We start from the raw sequence: 13,997 nt of genomic DNA on the forward strand, positions 1-13,997 counted from the left end.
CGCGGAACCGGCAGGGGCGGGACATGTTTGGCAATAGCATGATGTTTCGCCCCCTCGCGGCTGTGGCCGCCCTCACCCTCGCCCTGCCGGCCGCGGCGCAGCAGGGCACGCTGGCGCAGGTGCAGCAGCATCTGCGCGCGACCCAGTCGATGACTGCCGCGTTTAGCCAGACCGATCGGACCGGCAAGACGCTCAACGGCACGATGACGCTCAAGAAGCCGGGCAAGATTCGGTTTCAATATGAAAAGGGCGTCCCGCTGCTGATCGTCGCCGATGGCAGTTCGCTGTGGTTCATCGACTATTCGGTGCGCCAGGTGCAGCGCTGGCCGGTCAAGGATTCGCCGCTCGGCATCCTGATGAATCCCGATCGCGACGCCGCGCGGTACGCCAAGGTTGTTCCGACGGGTAACCCCGATGTGATCAGCGTCGAGGCACGCGATCCCAAGCGGCCCGAATATGGTCGCATCACGATGGTGTTCGCGCGCAACGCGTCGGCACCGGGTGGACTGATGCTTCAGGGCTGGGTCGCGCTCGATGCCCAGAACAACCGCACGACGGTGCGGCTATCGAACCAGCGGTTCAACGCGCCGGTCAGCGACGGAGCGTTCCGCTGGAACGACCCGCGGAAAACCGGCGGTCGTCGCTGACATCCGCGTTCATGTTGGTGACAGCTTTGACACGCTAGATCGGTTTCGCGGACGGGGCCTTGGGATTTTTTCCCCCTGTTGCCCGAGGCACATCCCGTCCCGCCTGCGTGACGAACGCCAGGTCGGCCCTCGCTCCATGCCCCCGGAGCGGGGGCCTTTTGGTTTTTGGTGGTGTTTGTGCGCCTATCGGCGCAGCGGCACCGGCCCGCTCCCCGCCCCGCCACCCATCGGCAGGATATTCTGGAATGGGTGGCGGGGCGGGGGAGCGGGCCAGCGCCGAAATCTGAACGTCGCGCTGGTATCGGCGGAGGATCGCCCCTAGATCACGCGCGATGAAGATCGCCTCCTGGAACATCAACTCCGTCCGCTTCCGCATGGAGATCGTCGAACGTTTCCTGCGCGAGGAAGCGCCGGATGTGCTGTGCCTTCAGGAAACCAAGGTGATCGACGGCGATTTCCCGCACGCGCCCCTGCGCGCGCTGGGTTACGATCATATCGTCATCCATGGCCAGCGGATGCACCACGGCGTCGCGATCATCAGCCGGGTGCCGCTGGTCGAGGACGACCGGCTCGACTGGCAGGCGAATGGCGAGGCGCGGCATGTCGGGGTGCGGCTGCCCAACGGGGTGCGGCTGGAAAATGTCTATGTCCCGGCCGGCGGCGACATTCCCGATCGCGAGAAGAACCCCAAATTTGGCCAGAAGCTCGATTTCGTCGAACGCATGACCCGCTGGTCGGAGGGGCTGGGCAGCCTGCCCGTGATCGTCACCGGCGACTTCAACATCGCGCCGCTCGAGTGCGATGTGTGGAGTCACAAGCAGCTGCTCGACGTGGTCAGCCATACGCCGATCGAGGTCGAGGCGCTGGGGCGGATGCAGGCGGCGAACGACTGGGTCGACCTTGGCCGCCGCTTCATCCCGGCACCTGAGCGCTGCTTCACCTGGTGGAGCTATCGCGCCAAGGACTGGGCGGCGTCGGATCGCGGGCGGCGGCTCGACCATATGTGGGCGAGCGGCGATGTCGCGGCACAGGCGACCGCGCATCGCGTGTGCGAGCCATGCCGGGGCTGGCTCAAGCCGTCGGACCATGTCCCGATCGTCACCGAGTTCGCCTTTTGAACGGCAGCACGCCCGATCCCCGTGCGGCGGCACGCGCGGTCGATGCGATGAGGCGCGGCTGGCCGTTCGCGGTTCGCGGGAGTACGGGCGCATTGTCGCTGCTGGCGGTCGAAACGGCGGATGCCGCAAGGCTCGCCGAGTTCGATCCGGGGATCGCGGCGCCGTTGCTGATCACGTCGGGCCGCGCGGTGACGCTCAAGCTCGCCAATCAGGCGGCGGCGGCAGTTCCGGATTCGCCGGTGATGATCGCGCGGCGGCCCTGGCTCGATTTCGACGCAGCTGTGGCGCTCGCTGACCCGCAACTCGACCTGCGCACGCCCCTCAAGGGGCCGTTCCGCGCGGTGCCGGCGATGGCACCCGATGCGGCGGCGGCGGCGCTGCGGCTGGCGCGGATCGCCGGGTTGCTCCCGGCATTCTTCGCGCGCGGCGAAGGGCCGGGGCATCGGATCGACGATGCGGTCACCCCGGCGGATATCCAGGCGCATGAGGATCCGGCGCGGCTGCGGCTGGTCACGCGCGCGCGGCTACCGGTGGTCGGCGCGGAGGATGCCGAGATCGTCGCGTTCCGCTCCCCCGAATCGCCCGACGAGCATATCGCGCTGCTGATCGGCCAGCCCGATGGCAATCCGCCGCTGGTGCGGCTGCACAGCGAATGCCTGACCGGCGATGTGCTCGGCAGCCTGAAATGCGATTGCGGGCCGCAGCTGCATGCGGCGATCCGCGCGATTGCCGCCAGCGGATGGGGCATCCTGCTTTACCTGCGGCAGGAGGGGCGCGGGATCGGCCTCATCAACAAGCTGCGCGCCTATGCGCTGCAGGATCAGGGCTTCGACACGGTCGATGCAAACACGCGGCTGGGCTTTGCGGTCGACGCGCGGGATTTCGGCGTGGCCGCGCGGATGCTGACCCATCTGGGCCAGAACCAGGTGCGACTGTTGACCAACAACCCCGACAAGGTTGCGGGGCTTGAGGCGGCCGGCGTCGCGGTGGCGGAGCGGGTTGCGCACCAGCTTCCCCCCAACCCGCACAATGCCGCCTATCTGGCGACCAAGCGCGACCGCACCGGGCATCAGCTCTAACGCGATCCGTTCGTGTTGCGCTTGTTGAGCCACCATCTTCCACCTTCGCAGCTGTTCGACCTCGGCCCTTCGTCAGGCCCAATGCGGCTGGATGTTGGGATTGGATGCCTATTGCGCGAGCAGTGCTCTGCGCAGCCTAAAAATTAGGCACGCCTTCGCATCTGCACAATTTTTTACCTTTCGGTAACAATCGCCCGCGACGGAATCCCCGGAATCCTGCCTTTTTCGACTCTGGCACGCCCTTTGCTCAATGGCCTCCGGGTCAAACGCGAAAGGGGGCGGAATGAAACTCGTCATCGCTATCATCAAGCCGTTCAAGCTCGATGACGTCCGGGAAGCGCTCACAGAGTTGGGCGTTGCGGGCATGACCGTGACCGAGGTGAAGGGGTTCGGGCGGCAAAAGGGCCAGACCGAAATCTACCGCGGCGCGGAATACAGCACCAACATGGTGCCCAAGCTCAAAATCGAAGTGGTCTGTGCCAGCGATCTGGCGGGCCGGGTGGTCGAGGCGGTCCAGGCCGCAGCGAACACCGGCGCGATCGGCGACGGCAAGATCTTCGTGCTCGACGTCGGTCAGGCCGTGCGGATCCGCACCGGCGAAACCGACCAGACCGCGTTGTGAAGGGGGTAACGATGAAAACTGCACTCAAACTGGCTGCAGGCGCGGGCGTCGCGCTGTTCGCGGCCCTGCCCGCCTGGGCTCAGGACGCGGCTGCTGCTGCCGCGCCGACTCCCGACAAGGGCGACACCGCGTGGATGATGACCGCGACCGTGCTCGTCATGGCGATGATCGTCCCCGGCCTCGCATTGTTCTATGGCGGCCTGGTCCGTACCAAGAACATGGCATCGGTGCTGACCCAGGTGCTGGCGGTCGCGGCGTTCGCGATGCTGCTGTGGGTGATGTACGGCTATGCGCTGTCGTTCGGCGGTGACGCCAACCAGTTCATCTCGACCGGCAAATTCCTGCTCGCCGGGGTGACCGCCGACTCAACCGTCGCGACCTTCACCGACGGTGTCGTCATTCCCGAATTCGTGTTCATCGCGTTCCAGATGACCTTCTCCGCGATCACCGTCGCGCTGGTCATCGGCGGCCTGGTCGAGCGCATGAAGTTCAGTGCGCTGATGATCTTCGCCGCGATCTGGCTGACGATCGTCTATTATCCGATCGCGCACATGGTCTGGTATCTGGGCGGTACCGATGAAGCGACCGGCCTGATCTTTGGCTGGGGCGCGCTCGATTTCGCGGGCGGCACCGTGGTTCACATCAACGCCGGTGTTTCGGCGCTGGTCGGTGCGATCATCCTGGGCAAGCGCAAGGGCTATCCGACCGAGCGCATGGCACCGCACTCGCTGACCATGACGCTGATCGGTACGGGCCTGCTGTGGGTGGGCTGGTTCGGCTTCAACGCCGGCTCGGCGCTCGAAGCCAATGGTTCGGCGGGCCTCGCGCTCATCAACACCTTCGTCGCGACCGCGGCTGGCATCCTGTTCTGGATGCTGACCGAGCGGGTGCTGGGTCACAAGGCTTCGCTGCTGGGCGCATGCTCGGGTGCGATTGCCGGTCTGGTCGCTGTAACGCCGGCTGCGGGCAACTCCGGCCCGTTCGGTGCGATCCTGCTCGGTGCGATTGCCGGTGTGGTCTGCGCGATCTTCGTCATCGCGATCAAGCCGAAGCTGAAGATCGACGAATCGCTCGACGCATTTGGCATCCACGCTCTCGGTGGCATCGTCGGTTCGGTCCTGACCGCCGTGACCATGCTGCCGGTGCTCGGTGGCCCGGGCGCGGAAGACTATGAACTGGGCGCTCAGCTTTGGATCCAGATCAAGTCGGTCGGCGTGGCCGTGGCGTGGGCAGCGATCGGTTCGGCCATCGCCTTCACCATTGCCAAGGCACTCACCGGCCTGCGCGTCAGCCCCGAAGTCGAGCAGGAAGGTCTCGACCTCGGCGAGCATGGCGAGCGCGCCTACAACTACTGACGCAATTGGGGTCGCACCCGCAGCGGTGCGGCCCCTCACGATGTTCCTCCTGCGGACGACTGGGCCGGCTCTCTCCTGAGCCGGCCCGTTTTTTTATGTAAGGTCGGCCCGGACGAAATCGGCGCAGCGTTCGCCGATCATAATGCTCGGCGCGTTGGTGTTGCCGCCGATCAGGCGCGGCATGATCGAGGCGTCGGCGACGTACAGCCCCTCGACCCCGCGTACCCGCAGCTGCGGGTCGCACACCGCGCCATTGTCTGACCCCATTCGCGCGGTGCCGACCGGATGATAGATGGTGTCGGCGCGCGCGCGGATCAGCCGCTCCAACGTGGCATCGTCGTCGAACGGGTAGCGGTCCTTGCCTCCGAGCGCGGCCAGCGGCTGCTGCTCGAGGATGCGGTACATCATGTGCGTCCCCTTCATCAGCAGTTCCAGGTCGCGCGGATCGGACAGGAATTGCGGATCGATCAGCGGCGCGGTGCGCGGATCGGGCGACTTCAGCCGCACCGTTCCCCGACTCTCCGGGCGCAGGACACAGGCGTGGCAGCTATAGCCGTGCGCCTTGACCTTGGCCCGTCCATGGTCCTCGACGATCGCGATCAGGAAGTGGAGCTGTATGTCGGGCACTTCCAGCGCCGGATCGCTCCTCAGGAATGCCGCACCCTCGGCATAGGGTGACGTCATCATGCCGCTGCGGCTGCGGAACCAGCGCCACATGCCGCCGAGCCCCGCCAGCGAACCGCGCAGCGAGCGGCCGAGAAAATCATATCCCGGCGTCTCGAACGCAGCGACATAATCGAGATGGTCCTGAAGGTTGCCGCCCACCTCGGGCCGGTCGATGCGGACCTGAATCCCCATTTCCTTGAGATGCGCAGCCGGACCGATGCCTGACAGCATGAGCGTTTGCGCGGTACCGAACACGCCGCCCGCCATTACGACGGCGCGGCGCGCGCGGATCATCTTGGTCTGTCCTCCGCGTGAATAGGCGACGCCCCACACGCGCCCTTCCTCGATCAGCACGCGTTCGACGGTGGCTTCGCAGATGATGTTGAGGTTGGGGCGGTCCTTCAGATAGCCGCGCGCGGCGGTCCAGCGCTCGCCGTCCTTCTGCGTCACCTGATAGACGCCGATCCCCTCTTGGCTCGGCCCGTTGAAATCGTCGTTGCGCGGGATCTGCAGCGCCGCGCCCGCTTCGACGAACGCGCGGGTTCCGGGGTGGATGAAACTCTGGTCGCTGACATGGAGCGGGCCTTCGCCGCCATGATAATCGTCCGCGCCGCGCTCATTCGCCTCGCTGCGCTTGAACACGGGGAGCACATCGTTCCAGCCCCAGCCGGGGCAGCCGAGCCGTTCCCAATTGTCATAGTCCCACGGCACGCCGCGGATGTAGAGCATCGCGTTGATCGCGCTCGATCCGCCCAGCCCGCGCCCGCGCGGCTGGTATCCGCGACGACCGTTGAGGCCGGGCTGCGGCACCGTCTCATACGCATAGTTGGTCGCGGGGGTCTGCATCGCGATCCCGCCGGGCATCAACGTGCGGAAGCTGGTGTTGCGCCCCCCGCCTCCAGAACGGCAACCGAGTACTTCCCGTCCTCGCTCAGCCGACCTGCTGCGGCGCTCCCCCGGACCCGGCTCCGATGACGACGATATCGGCTTCTTCCACTGGACCCCCGCCTTTTCCCGCGCCTCCCAGCGCGCCTTGATTATCTCGGATGTATCGCGGCTGCCGTCATGGCTCCAGCCGGGCGGCGCGATCATGTACATGAGGCGGGCGTGCCAGTTCGGGGCAGCCCAGACGTCCTGCGCGATCCCCCACCATTCGTGAAAGGCGGCGCGGACGAGGTTGAAGTCGGGCAGGTTCTTGACGATGCCATAGCGCGGGCGATCCTCATCGCGCTCCGCCTCGAACGTGCCGAACATGCGGTCCCAGATGATGAACACGCCGGCATAATTCTTGTCGAGATAGCGCGGGTTGGTCGCGTGATGGACGCGGTGGTGCGAGGGCGTGTTCATCACCGCCTCGAACCAGCGCGGCATCCGCCCGATCACCTCGGTGTGAATCCAGAATTGGTAGACGAGGTTTACCCCCGCCACGAAGAACACAATCGCCGGCGGAAAGCCGATCAGGAACAGCGGCAGGCGGAAGATGAAGCCGAGGCTGAAGAACCCGGTCCAGGTCTGCCGCAGCGCGGTCGACAGATTATAGTGTTGCGAACTGTGGTGGATGACATGGCTTGCCCAGAACCAGCGGACGCGGTGCGCCGATCGGTGGAAGACATAATAGGCGAGATCGTCGAGCACGAAGGCGACGACGAACCAGTACCAGGCATAGGAGATGTCGAAGAGGCGATATTGGTGCACCCACACCGCCATCGCGAAGACGAAGCCACCCGCCAGCACGCCCGCGATCGTGCTGCCAAACCCCAGCATCAGCGATGTCAGCGTATCGCGCAGGCAATAGCGGCTGCGGTCCTTGATCCGCGCGACCACCATCTCCGCCAGCACGAGCAGGACGAAGGCCGGGACGGCGAGATCGACCGGGTCCGGCAGATTGGGCATTCGCTCTCCTTACACGCGTGTAAATAAGCGTGTCGGATCGACCTTGGCAATGGTTAGCCGAGCGCGTCGGTTAGGGCGTGCGCCGCGTCCGCATCGGCAACAGTGATGCGAAACACTGTGCCCGGTTGCAGCTCCAGCGCGATCTTCAGGCCGTCCGCCTCCGGATGGGTCATCACGACGCGGGCCGACTTGAACCGCGTCGCCCGGTGTCGCGCGCCGAGTGGTTCGATCACCACCAGATCGGCGGTGCCCCCCGCCACCATGGCGCGCGTGCCATCGGTGGCGACGACGCCGACCTTGCCCGAAAAGCCGGATACCAGCGCCTCGGCGAGGCGGATCGCGTCGTCTCCAGTCTGCAGCCGTCGTGCGCCACCCAGCCCGAGCAGCGAGGCAATCCCGGCCAGCGCTAGCACCGCCGCCAGCGATCCGCCGACCAGCCACCAGTTCATGACGTCACGCCTTGCCCGACAGCGCGTCGAGCATCGGACGGAGACCGCTGATGTCGTATCCCGCCTGTGCGGCCTTGCCGATCAGCGTCTCGGGATCGCCACCGCGGCTCGCCTCGGCGAGCGCCCACAGGTTGGTCGAGCGCGTGCCCGATCGGCAATAGGCGAAGACCGGACCATCTGCACCCTCGATCGCCGCGCGCATCGCCTCGACCTGCGGCATCGAGAAGCCGGCATGGGTGACGGGGATGGCGTGGTAGGACAGGCCCAAAGTCTCCGCGACCGCGCGGATCGCGTCGCCCGAGGGCTGGCCAGGCTCTTCCTCGTCGGGGCGGTTGTTGACGATCGCCTTGAACCCCGCGCGCGCGATGTCGGTCACGTCGGCCGGGCTGATCTGCGGGGCCACCGAAATGGTTTCGTCGATCGTGCGCATGTCAGGCGGCCTCTTGGATCACTTGCAGGAAGGTATCGCCATAATCCGCCAGCTTGCGCGCGCCAATGCCCGGAATGCGCGAGAGGTCGGCGAGCGTCGCCGGGCGCGTCGCTGCCATTTCGCGCAACACCGAATCGTGGAAGATGACATAGGGCGGGACCGCCGCCGCCTGCGCCAGCGCGCGGCGCTTGTCGCGCAACGCCTCGAACAGCGGATCGCCGACAGGGTTGGGCGCGCCGGTGCTGCTGCCCTTGCGGCGGCGTTCGCGCTTGGGCGGTATGACCAGGTCGAGGGTGGCTTCGCCCTTCAGGATCGGCCGCGCACCGGGGCCGAACTCAAGTCCTCCATGCGGATTGGTACGCAGCGCGTCGCGTAGCAGTAGAGCGCGACCAACCGGCTTGATCAGCGCAGCTTCATCCCCCTCGACGATGCCCCAGACCGACAGCGCCTCATGCCCGTTCATCAGACTGCGTTCGGTCGACTGGCCGGTCAGCACCTGTTCGATATAGGTCGCGCCGAAACTCTGGCCGGTGCGGAACACGGCGGAGAGATATTTCTGCGCCGTTACGCTGGCGTCGATTGCCTTGGGCGCTTCGAGGCAATTGTCGCAATTGCCGCAGGTCGCGGGCGGTTCCTCGCCGAAATGGCGCAGCAGGATCGCGCGGCGGCATCCGGCGGTCTCGACCAGCGCACCAAGTGCGTTGAGCCGCGCGCGTTCGCCCGGCTGACGCTCGGGTTCGACCTCGCCGATGCGCTGGCGGGCGCGGGCGAAATCATCGGCACCCCAAAAGAGTTGCGCCACCGCCGGGTCCCCATCGCGCCCGGCGCGGCCGGTCTCCTGATAATAGGCCTCGATCGACTTGGGCAGGCCGGCATGGATGACAAAGCGCACATCGGGCTTGTCGATCCCCATGCCGAACGCGACCGTGGCGACGATCACCATGTCCTCGCTCGCGACGAACGCGGCCTGGTTGCGGCGGCGCACGGCGGGGTCGAGCCCGGCATGATAGGGCAGGGTCGGACGCCCGGTCGCGGCGAGCTTCTCTGCCAGCTGCTCCACCGCCTTGCGCGTCTGGGCATAGACGATGCCAGGGCCGCTCTGCGTGGCGATGAAGTCGGCGACCTGACGCGGCACATTGTCGCGCGGCGCGATCTGGTAGCGGATATTGGGCCGGTCGAACCCGGCGACGATCAGCCCGTCCTCGGTGATGCCGAGCTGGCCGAGGATATCGGCGCGGGTGTGCGCATCGGCAGTGGCAGTCAGCGCGAGGCGCGGGACGTCGGGGAATGCATCCATCAACGGGCGAAGCAGGCGATAGTCGGGGCGGAAGTCGTGCCCCCATTCGCTGACGCAATGCGCCTCGTCGATCGCGAACAAGGCGAGCGGGGCGGAGCGGAGCAAGTCACGGAAGCCGCTGCCCGATGCGCGCTCGGGCGCAACATAGAGCAGGTCGAGCTCACCGTTGCGGAATCGTTCGACCGTTTCGGCGCGGTTCTCATCGACGCTGGTCAGCGTCGCGGCGCGGATGCCCACTGCCTCGGCGGCGCGCAGCTGATCGTGCATCAATGCGATCAGCGGGGAGATGACGACGCAGGTGCCGTCGAGCATCGTCGCGGGCAGCTGATAGGTCAGCGACTTGCCCGCACCGGTCGGCATCACCGCCAGCGTGCGTTGCCCGGCGAGGACGCGAACGACCACCTGCCGCTGGACGCCGCGAAAGTCTGGAAAGCCGAAAAGCGTGTGCAATACGTCTTGGGGATTCAGCGGGCGCGGGTCACTCATGCGGCGGGGATATAGCCAGTCTCCGCGAGGAATGCGCGCAGTCCGGTTGGATAATCGGGATATTCGACCAGCTGGCCCTCCGGGCAGTCGCCATCCTCGCTGCGATCGACCCTGCATCGGTCCGGCCAGATCGCGGTTTCCTTGCGATGTTCGGCGAGGATCACCGGCCACACCGCGTCGAGCTGGCCCAGCCGCGCGGCGCTCGCGGCCCATGCGGCACAGGCGCCATTGGGATAATCTTCGCCGATGCACGCTTTGCGCGCGCGCACTGCGGCCATCGCGAAAACCTTGGCGAAGCGGGGTTCGGCCGACACGTCGCGCACTGCCCCATCGACAATGTTCAGCACCTTTGGCGGTGCCACGCTCGCGGCATAGCTTTCGAAGGCGTAGAGGAAGCGGTCGTCGCTCACCACGAAATCACGAACCCCGTCACCATCGACGTCCCTTGGCCAGCCGATCTCCGCCCCGTCATAGCCACCGAGCTCGACGATCTTCAGCCCGTTCGCGCTCCGCACGATCACGCGCAGTTGCTGGCAGCAATGCATCCCGCCGGTATAAGTCTGGAGGAACGCGACGACGGGCCCGCCCTTGTCGAGCGGCCCCAGCATCAGCGTGGCGGCCAGCGGCAGATCGTCGAGCGTCACCGACCTGCCGTCTGCGGTACTGAGCACGAGCCTCGGCTCTAGCTGCTCCTCCTCGCATTCGTCGCCCAGCGGTGCGCACTGAACGCGGTCGAAGGTCGCGGTCAGGTCGCCATGGCGAAACGCCTTGCGCCCGTCGCCCATCGACCATTGAACTGCTTCGCCCGCGCGCACCTGCCGCGCCGGCGAAGCCGCACCGCCGAGCATCAATGCCACCAAGATCAGCGTGAAAAGCCGCATCTTCAAGCGATTGTCCTCCGTTCCCGGATCGCTACCATCGCCCCCGATGCACGGCAATCGGGAGGCGGGTGATGGATTCTGACGAAATTCGCGACAATGCGGAACGGAACCGGTTCGAACTGATCGTGGACGGCCATCTGGCGCGCGCCGAATATGTGATCGACGGCGATATCATCACCTTCACCCACACCATCGTCCCGCCTGCGCTGGAAGGACGGGGAATTGCCAGCCGGTTGATCCTGCACGCGCTGACCGCCGCGCGCGACCGTGGGCTGCGGGTGATCGCGCAGTGCCCGTTCGTCGCCGCCTATATCCGCAAGCACCCCCAATGGGCGGAGCTGCTCGCCGAGCCGCTGGATTAGAGGCGGCAGGGCTCGCCGTTGTTGAGGACATGGGTGCAGAGCTGGGCTGCTGCACTGTCCTGGGCATCGAGCGCGGCGACCGCGACCCAGCCCTCGCTCCGCCAATGCGCCGCCGTCGCCGCATCGGTGCCGAACGGCAGGAACAAGCGCCTCCGCTCCGCCGGGGCCAGCCCTGCGTCTAGCAAGGGATCGGCATAGAGCGAGAAGCCGACGGCGGGTTCCTCACCCTGCGCGCCGATCACCGAATAGCTGCCGCCACGCCCGATTTCGCCGCGCACGCCGCGCGCGAACAGCGAGAATCCGATCCAGCTCTGATATTCGAAGCCATGCCGTTCGGTCGGGTCGAGCGTGAGCGCGGCCTTGCCCGCCACCGCCTGGGCGACCGCCTCCAGCCCGTCGAGCCGGCTGGACAGCGCCCCTCCGGTGTCGTGCGCGCGCAGCCGGGCAACCGCCGCGTCGAACGGCCCCGCCGCCTCGATCAGGGGCAAGAATGCCGGGTCGATCGCCGCGACCGAAGCGGCGTCCTTGGCGTCGAGCGCGGCGCGCAGGGCTGTGAGCTGGTCGGGCGCCATTTCGGGGGCAAGCTGTTCGACCAAATCGGGCAGGGTGAAGTCGATCGCGAGGCCGGGAACGCCCGCCGCCTCCAGCGCCGCTACCGCGACGCTGACGATCTCGCGCACCGCAGCGATGCTGTCGCGCCCGATCAGCTCGCAGCCGATCTGGCGCATCGCGCGCTCGGGCCGCAGCTCGCTGGCGCGCAGCTTGAGCACCTGCCCAGCATAGGACAGGCGGACGGGACGCGGATGGTGCGCCATGCGCGTCGCGGCGATGCGGCCGATCTGCGCGGTGATGTCGGGGCGGATCGCCAGCGTGCGGCGCGACACCGGATCGGTGAAGCGCACCGCATCCTTGCCGCTCCCTGCCTTCAGCCGTGCCCCAAGCGATTCCTCGAACTCGGCAAGCGGGGGATCGACCCGCTCATAGCCATGCAGCCGCGCAACATCGAGCACGCGCGATTCGAGCGCCGCCGCCGAATCGGCAAGCGGGGGCAGGCGGTCGTGGAATCCTTCGGGAAGTAGTCCGTTCATGCCCGCCCCCATAAGCGCGTCAGAACTTGAGCGCCATGGCGGTCTTGACGCCCGGCAGCGCGCGAACCTGCGCTACCAGTTCCGCCGTAACCGCCTCGTCCACCGAGAGCAGCAGCACCGCTTCGCCACCGGCATCGCGGCGGCCGAGGTGGAAGGTGCCGATATTGACCCCGGCATCGCCCAGCGCGGTGCCGATCCGGCCGATAAAGCCGGGGGCGTCGGCGTTGACGACATAGAGCATGTGCCCGGCGAGATCGGCCTCGACCTTGATCCCGAACAGCTCGACCAGCCGCGGCTCGCGGTTGTTGAACAATGTGCCCGCGACCGAGCGTTCACCGGCATCGGTCTTGACCGACACGCGGATCAGCGTGTGGTAATCGCCTTCCTTCTCGGTCTTGACCTCACGCACCTCGATCCCGCGCTCCTTGGCGAGGAAGGGGGCGTTGACCATGTTGACCGTGTCGGTCTGGGTGCGCAGGAACCCGGCGAGCACCGCGCTGACGATCGGCTTCTGGTTGACCTCGGTCGCCGCCCCCTCGCTATGCACCGACACGCGCGGGATATCGCCATGGGTGAGCTGGCCGACGAGCGAGCCCAGCTTTTCGGCCAGCGCCATGTACGGCTTGACCCGCGGCGCTTCCTCGGCGGTCAGGCTCGGCACGTTGAGCGCGTTGGTGACGCCGCCATTGACGAGGTAATCGGCCATCTGCTCGGCGACCTGGATCGCGACATTGACCTGCGCCTCGTTGGTCGACGCGCCCAGATGTGGGGTGGCGACGAAGTTGGGGGTGCCGAACAGCGCGTGTTCCTTGGCCGGTTCGGTCACGAACACGTCGAGCGCCGCGCCCGCGACATGGCCGCTGTCGAGCAGCTCCTTGAGCGCCGCCTCGTCGATCAGCCCGCCGCGCGCGCAGTTGATGATGCGCACGCCCTTCTTGGTCTTGAGCAGGTTTTCCTTGGACAGGATGTTGCGCGTCTGGTCGGTCAGCGGCGTGTGCAGCGTGATGAAGTCGGCGCGGGCGAGCAATGTGTCGAGCTCGACCTTTTCCACGCCCATTTCCACCGCACGCTCAGGGCTGAGGAACGGGTCGAATGCGACCACCTTCATGCGGAGGCCATGCGCGCGATCCGCGACGATCGACCCGATATTGCCCGCACCGATCAGACCCAGCGTCTTGCCGGTCACCTCGACGCCCATGAAGCCGTTCTTGGGCCAGGTTCCCGCCTGGGTCTGGGCGTTCGCCTCGGGCAGCTGGCGCGCGAGCGCGAACATCAGCGCGATGGCGTGTTCGGCGGTGGTGATCGAATTGCCGAACGGGGTGTTCATCACCACCACGCCCTTCGAGGACGCATAGGGGATGTCGACATTGTCGACGCCGATGCCGGCGCGGCCGATGACCTTCAGATTAGTCGCGGCGTCGATGATCTCCTTGGTCGCCTTGGTCGAGCTACGGATGGCGAGGCCATCATATTGGCCGATGATCGCCTTCAGCTCCTCCGGCGTCTTGCCGGTGATCTCGTCCACCTCGACCCCGCGCTCGCGGAAGATCTGGGCGGCCTTGGGGTCCATTTTGTCGCTGATCAGTACCTTGGGCATTGTTATCTCCCTCTCCCCTTCAGGGGA

12 protein-coding genes and 2 pseudogenes are annotated in these 13,997 nt (G+C 66.6%); 6 read left to right on the forward strand and 8 right to left on the reverse strand.

Going from position 1 to position 13,997, the window contains the following annotated elements; translation table 11 throughout:
* The first annotated feature begins 38 nt into the window (after positions 1-38).
* The 5 genes from LRS08_RS09845 (at position 39) to LRS08_RS09865 (ending at position 4,821) form a co-directional block, all read left to right on the forward strand.
* Entirely contained in the window at positions 39-647 is a 609-nt protein-coding gene (locus LRS08_RS09845; protein WP_257843848.1) for a LolA family protein, read from the forward strand.
* Between the two features lie 332 nt (positions 648-979).
* Positions 980-1,765, forward strand: a complete 786-nt coding sequence (locus LRS08_RS09850; protein WP_257843847.1) for an exodeoxyribonuclease III — start codon at positions 980-982, stop codon at positions 1,763-1,765.
* 47 nt (positions 1,766-1,812) lie between these two features.
* Complete coding sequence (gene ribA, locus LRS08_RS09855; protein WP_260481666.1) at positions 1,813-2,844, forward strand: GTP cyclohydrolase II; 1,032 nt, start codon at positions 1,813-1,815, stop codon at positions 2,842-2,844.
* Positions 2,845-3,127: 283 nt separating this feature from the next.
* Positions 3,128-3,466 (forward strand): P-II family nitrogen regulator, encoded by a 339-nt coding sequence (locus tag LRS08_RS09860; RefSeq protein WP_145848270.1) that lies wholly within the window; start codon positions 3,128-3,130, stop codon positions 3,464-3,466.
* An 11-nt stretch (positions 3,467-3,477) separates the two neighbouring features.
* The gene (locus tag LRS08_RS09865) at positions 3,478-4,821 is read left to right on the forward strand and encodes an ammonium transporter (protein WP_257843846.1); all 1,344 of its coding nucleotides are present in this window, start codon (positions 3,478-3,480) and stop codon (positions 4,819-4,821) included.
* A 93-nt stretch (positions 4,822-4,914) separates the two neighbouring features.
* Here the strand turns inward: LRS08_RS09865 and LRS08_RS09870 are convergent.
* From LRS08_RS09870 to LRS08_RS09895, 6 genes and pseudogenes are all read right to left on the reverse strand, one after another.
* A pseudogene (locus tag LRS08_RS09870) lies at positions 4,915-6,484 on the reverse strand (GMC family oxidoreductase).
* 17 nt (positions 6,485-6,501) lie between these two features.
* Positions 6,502-7,380, reverse strand: a pseudogene (locus tag LRS08_RS09875) (sterol desaturase family protein); the annotation flags it as partial.
* A gap of 53 nt (positions 7,381-7,433) precedes the next feature.
* Entirely contained in the window at positions 7,434-7,829 is a 396-nt protein-coding gene (locus LRS08_RS09880; protein WP_257843845.1) for a hypothetical protein, read from the reverse strand.
* Positions 7,830-7,833: 4 nt separating this feature from the next.
* The gene (locus tag LRS08_RS09885) at positions 7,834-8,259 is read right to left on the reverse strand and encodes a TIGR01244 family sulfur transferase (RefSeq protein WP_257843843.1); all 426 of its coding nucleotides are present in this window, start codon (positions 8,257-8,259) and stop codon (positions 7,834-7,836) included.
* 1 nt (position 8,260) lies between these two features.
* Positions 8,261-10,042 (reverse strand): DNA helicase RecQ, encoded by a 1,782-nt coding sequence (recQ, locus tag LRS08_RS09890; RefSeq protein WP_257843841.1) that lies wholly within the window; start codon positions 10,040-10,042, stop codon positions 8,261-8,263.
* Positions 10,039-10,929: a hypothetical protein gene (locus tag LRS08_RS09895; RefSeq protein WP_257843840.1), complete on the reverse strand. Its 891-nt coding sequence runs from the start codon at positions 10,927-10,929 to the stop codon at positions 10,039-10,041. The genes recQ and LRS08_RS09895 overlap by 4 nt, the downstream gene beginning before the upstream one ends.
* A gap of 65 nt (positions 10,930-10,994) precedes the next feature.
* On the opposite strand from LRS08_RS09895, the gene LRS08_RS09900 reads away from it, so the two are divergent.
* Positions 10,995-11,285 (forward strand): GNAT family N-acetyltransferase, encoded by a 291-nt coding sequence (locus LRS08_RS09900; RefSeq protein ID WP_257843839.1) that lies wholly within the window; start codon positions 10,995-10,997, stop codon positions 11,283-11,285.
* Here the strand turns inward: LRS08_RS09900 and LRS08_RS09905 are convergent.
* Together LRS08_RS09905 and serA are read right to left on the reverse strand one after the other, a co-directional pair.
* Positions 11,282-12,373 (reverse strand): ATP phosphoribosyltransferase regulatory subunit, encoded by a 1,092-nt coding sequence (locus LRS08_RS09905; RefSeq protein WP_260481617.1) that lies wholly within the window; start codon positions 12,371-12,373, stop codon positions 11,282-11,284. The two genes, LRS08_RS09900 and LRS08_RS09905, sit on opposite strands and share 4 nt — an antisense overlap.
* 19 nt (positions 12,374-12,392) lie before the next feature.
* Positions 12,393-13,970 (reverse strand): phosphoglycerate dehydrogenase, encoded by a 1,578-nt coding sequence (gene serA, locus LRS08_RS09910; RefSeq protein WP_257843838.1) that lies wholly within the window; start codon positions 13,968-13,970, stop codon positions 12,393-12,395.
* Between the last annotated feature and the right edge of the window lie 27 nt (positions 13,971-13,997).

The organism is Sphingomonas sp. J315, assembly GCF_024666595.1.
GTDB lineage: Bacteria > Pseudomonadota > Alphaproteobacteria > Sphingomonadales > Sphingomonadaceae > Sphingomonas.

Excerpts from the sequence above, each read along its gene's own strand:
- LRS08_RS09845 (WP_257843848.1), top strand. The coding sequence starts at position 39 with ATGATGTTTCGCCCCCTCGCGGCTGTGGCCGCCCTCACCCTCGCCCTG.
- LRS08_RS09880 (WP_257843845.1), bottom strand. The coding sequence starts at position 7,829 with ATGAACTGGTGGCTGGTCGGCGGATCGCTGGCGGCGGTGCTAGCGCTG.
- recQ (WP_257843841.1), bottom strand. The coding sequence starts at position 10,042 with ATGAGTGACCCGCGCCCGCTGAATCCCCAAGACGTATTGCACACGCTT.
- LRS08_RS09905 (WP_260481617.1), bottom strand. The coding sequence starts at position 12,373 with ATGAACGGACTACTTCCCGAAGGATTCCACGACCGCCTGCCCCCGCTT.
- LRS08_RS09850 (WP_257843847.1), top strand. The coding sequence starts at position 980 with ATGAAGATCGCCTCCTGGAACATCAACTCCGTCCGCTTCCGCATGGAG.
- ribA (WP_260481666.1), top strand. The coding sequence starts at position 1,813 with ATGAGGCGCGGCTGGCCGTTCGCGGTTCGCGGGAGTACGGGCGCATTG.
- LRS08_RS09885 (WP_257843843.1), bottom strand. The coding sequence starts at position 8,259 with ATGCGCACGATCGACGAAACCATTTCGGTGGCCCCGCAGATCAGCCCG.
- LRS08_RS09865 (WP_257843846.1), top strand. The coding sequence starts at position 3,478 with ATGAAAACTGCACTCAAACTGGCTGCAGGCGCGGGCGTCGCGCTGTTC.
- serA (WP_257843838.1), bottom strand. The coding sequence starts at position 13,970 with ATGCCCAAGGTACTGATCAGCGACAAAATGGACCCCAAGGCCGCCCAG.
- LRS08_RS09860 (WP_145848270.1), top strand. The coding sequence starts at position 3,128 with ATGAAACTCGTCATCGCTATCATCAAGCCGTTCAAGCTCGATGACGTC.
- LRS08_RS09900 (WP_257843839.1), top strand. The coding sequence starts at position 10,995 with ATGGATTCTGACGAAATTCGCGACAATGCGGAACGGAACCGGTTCGAA.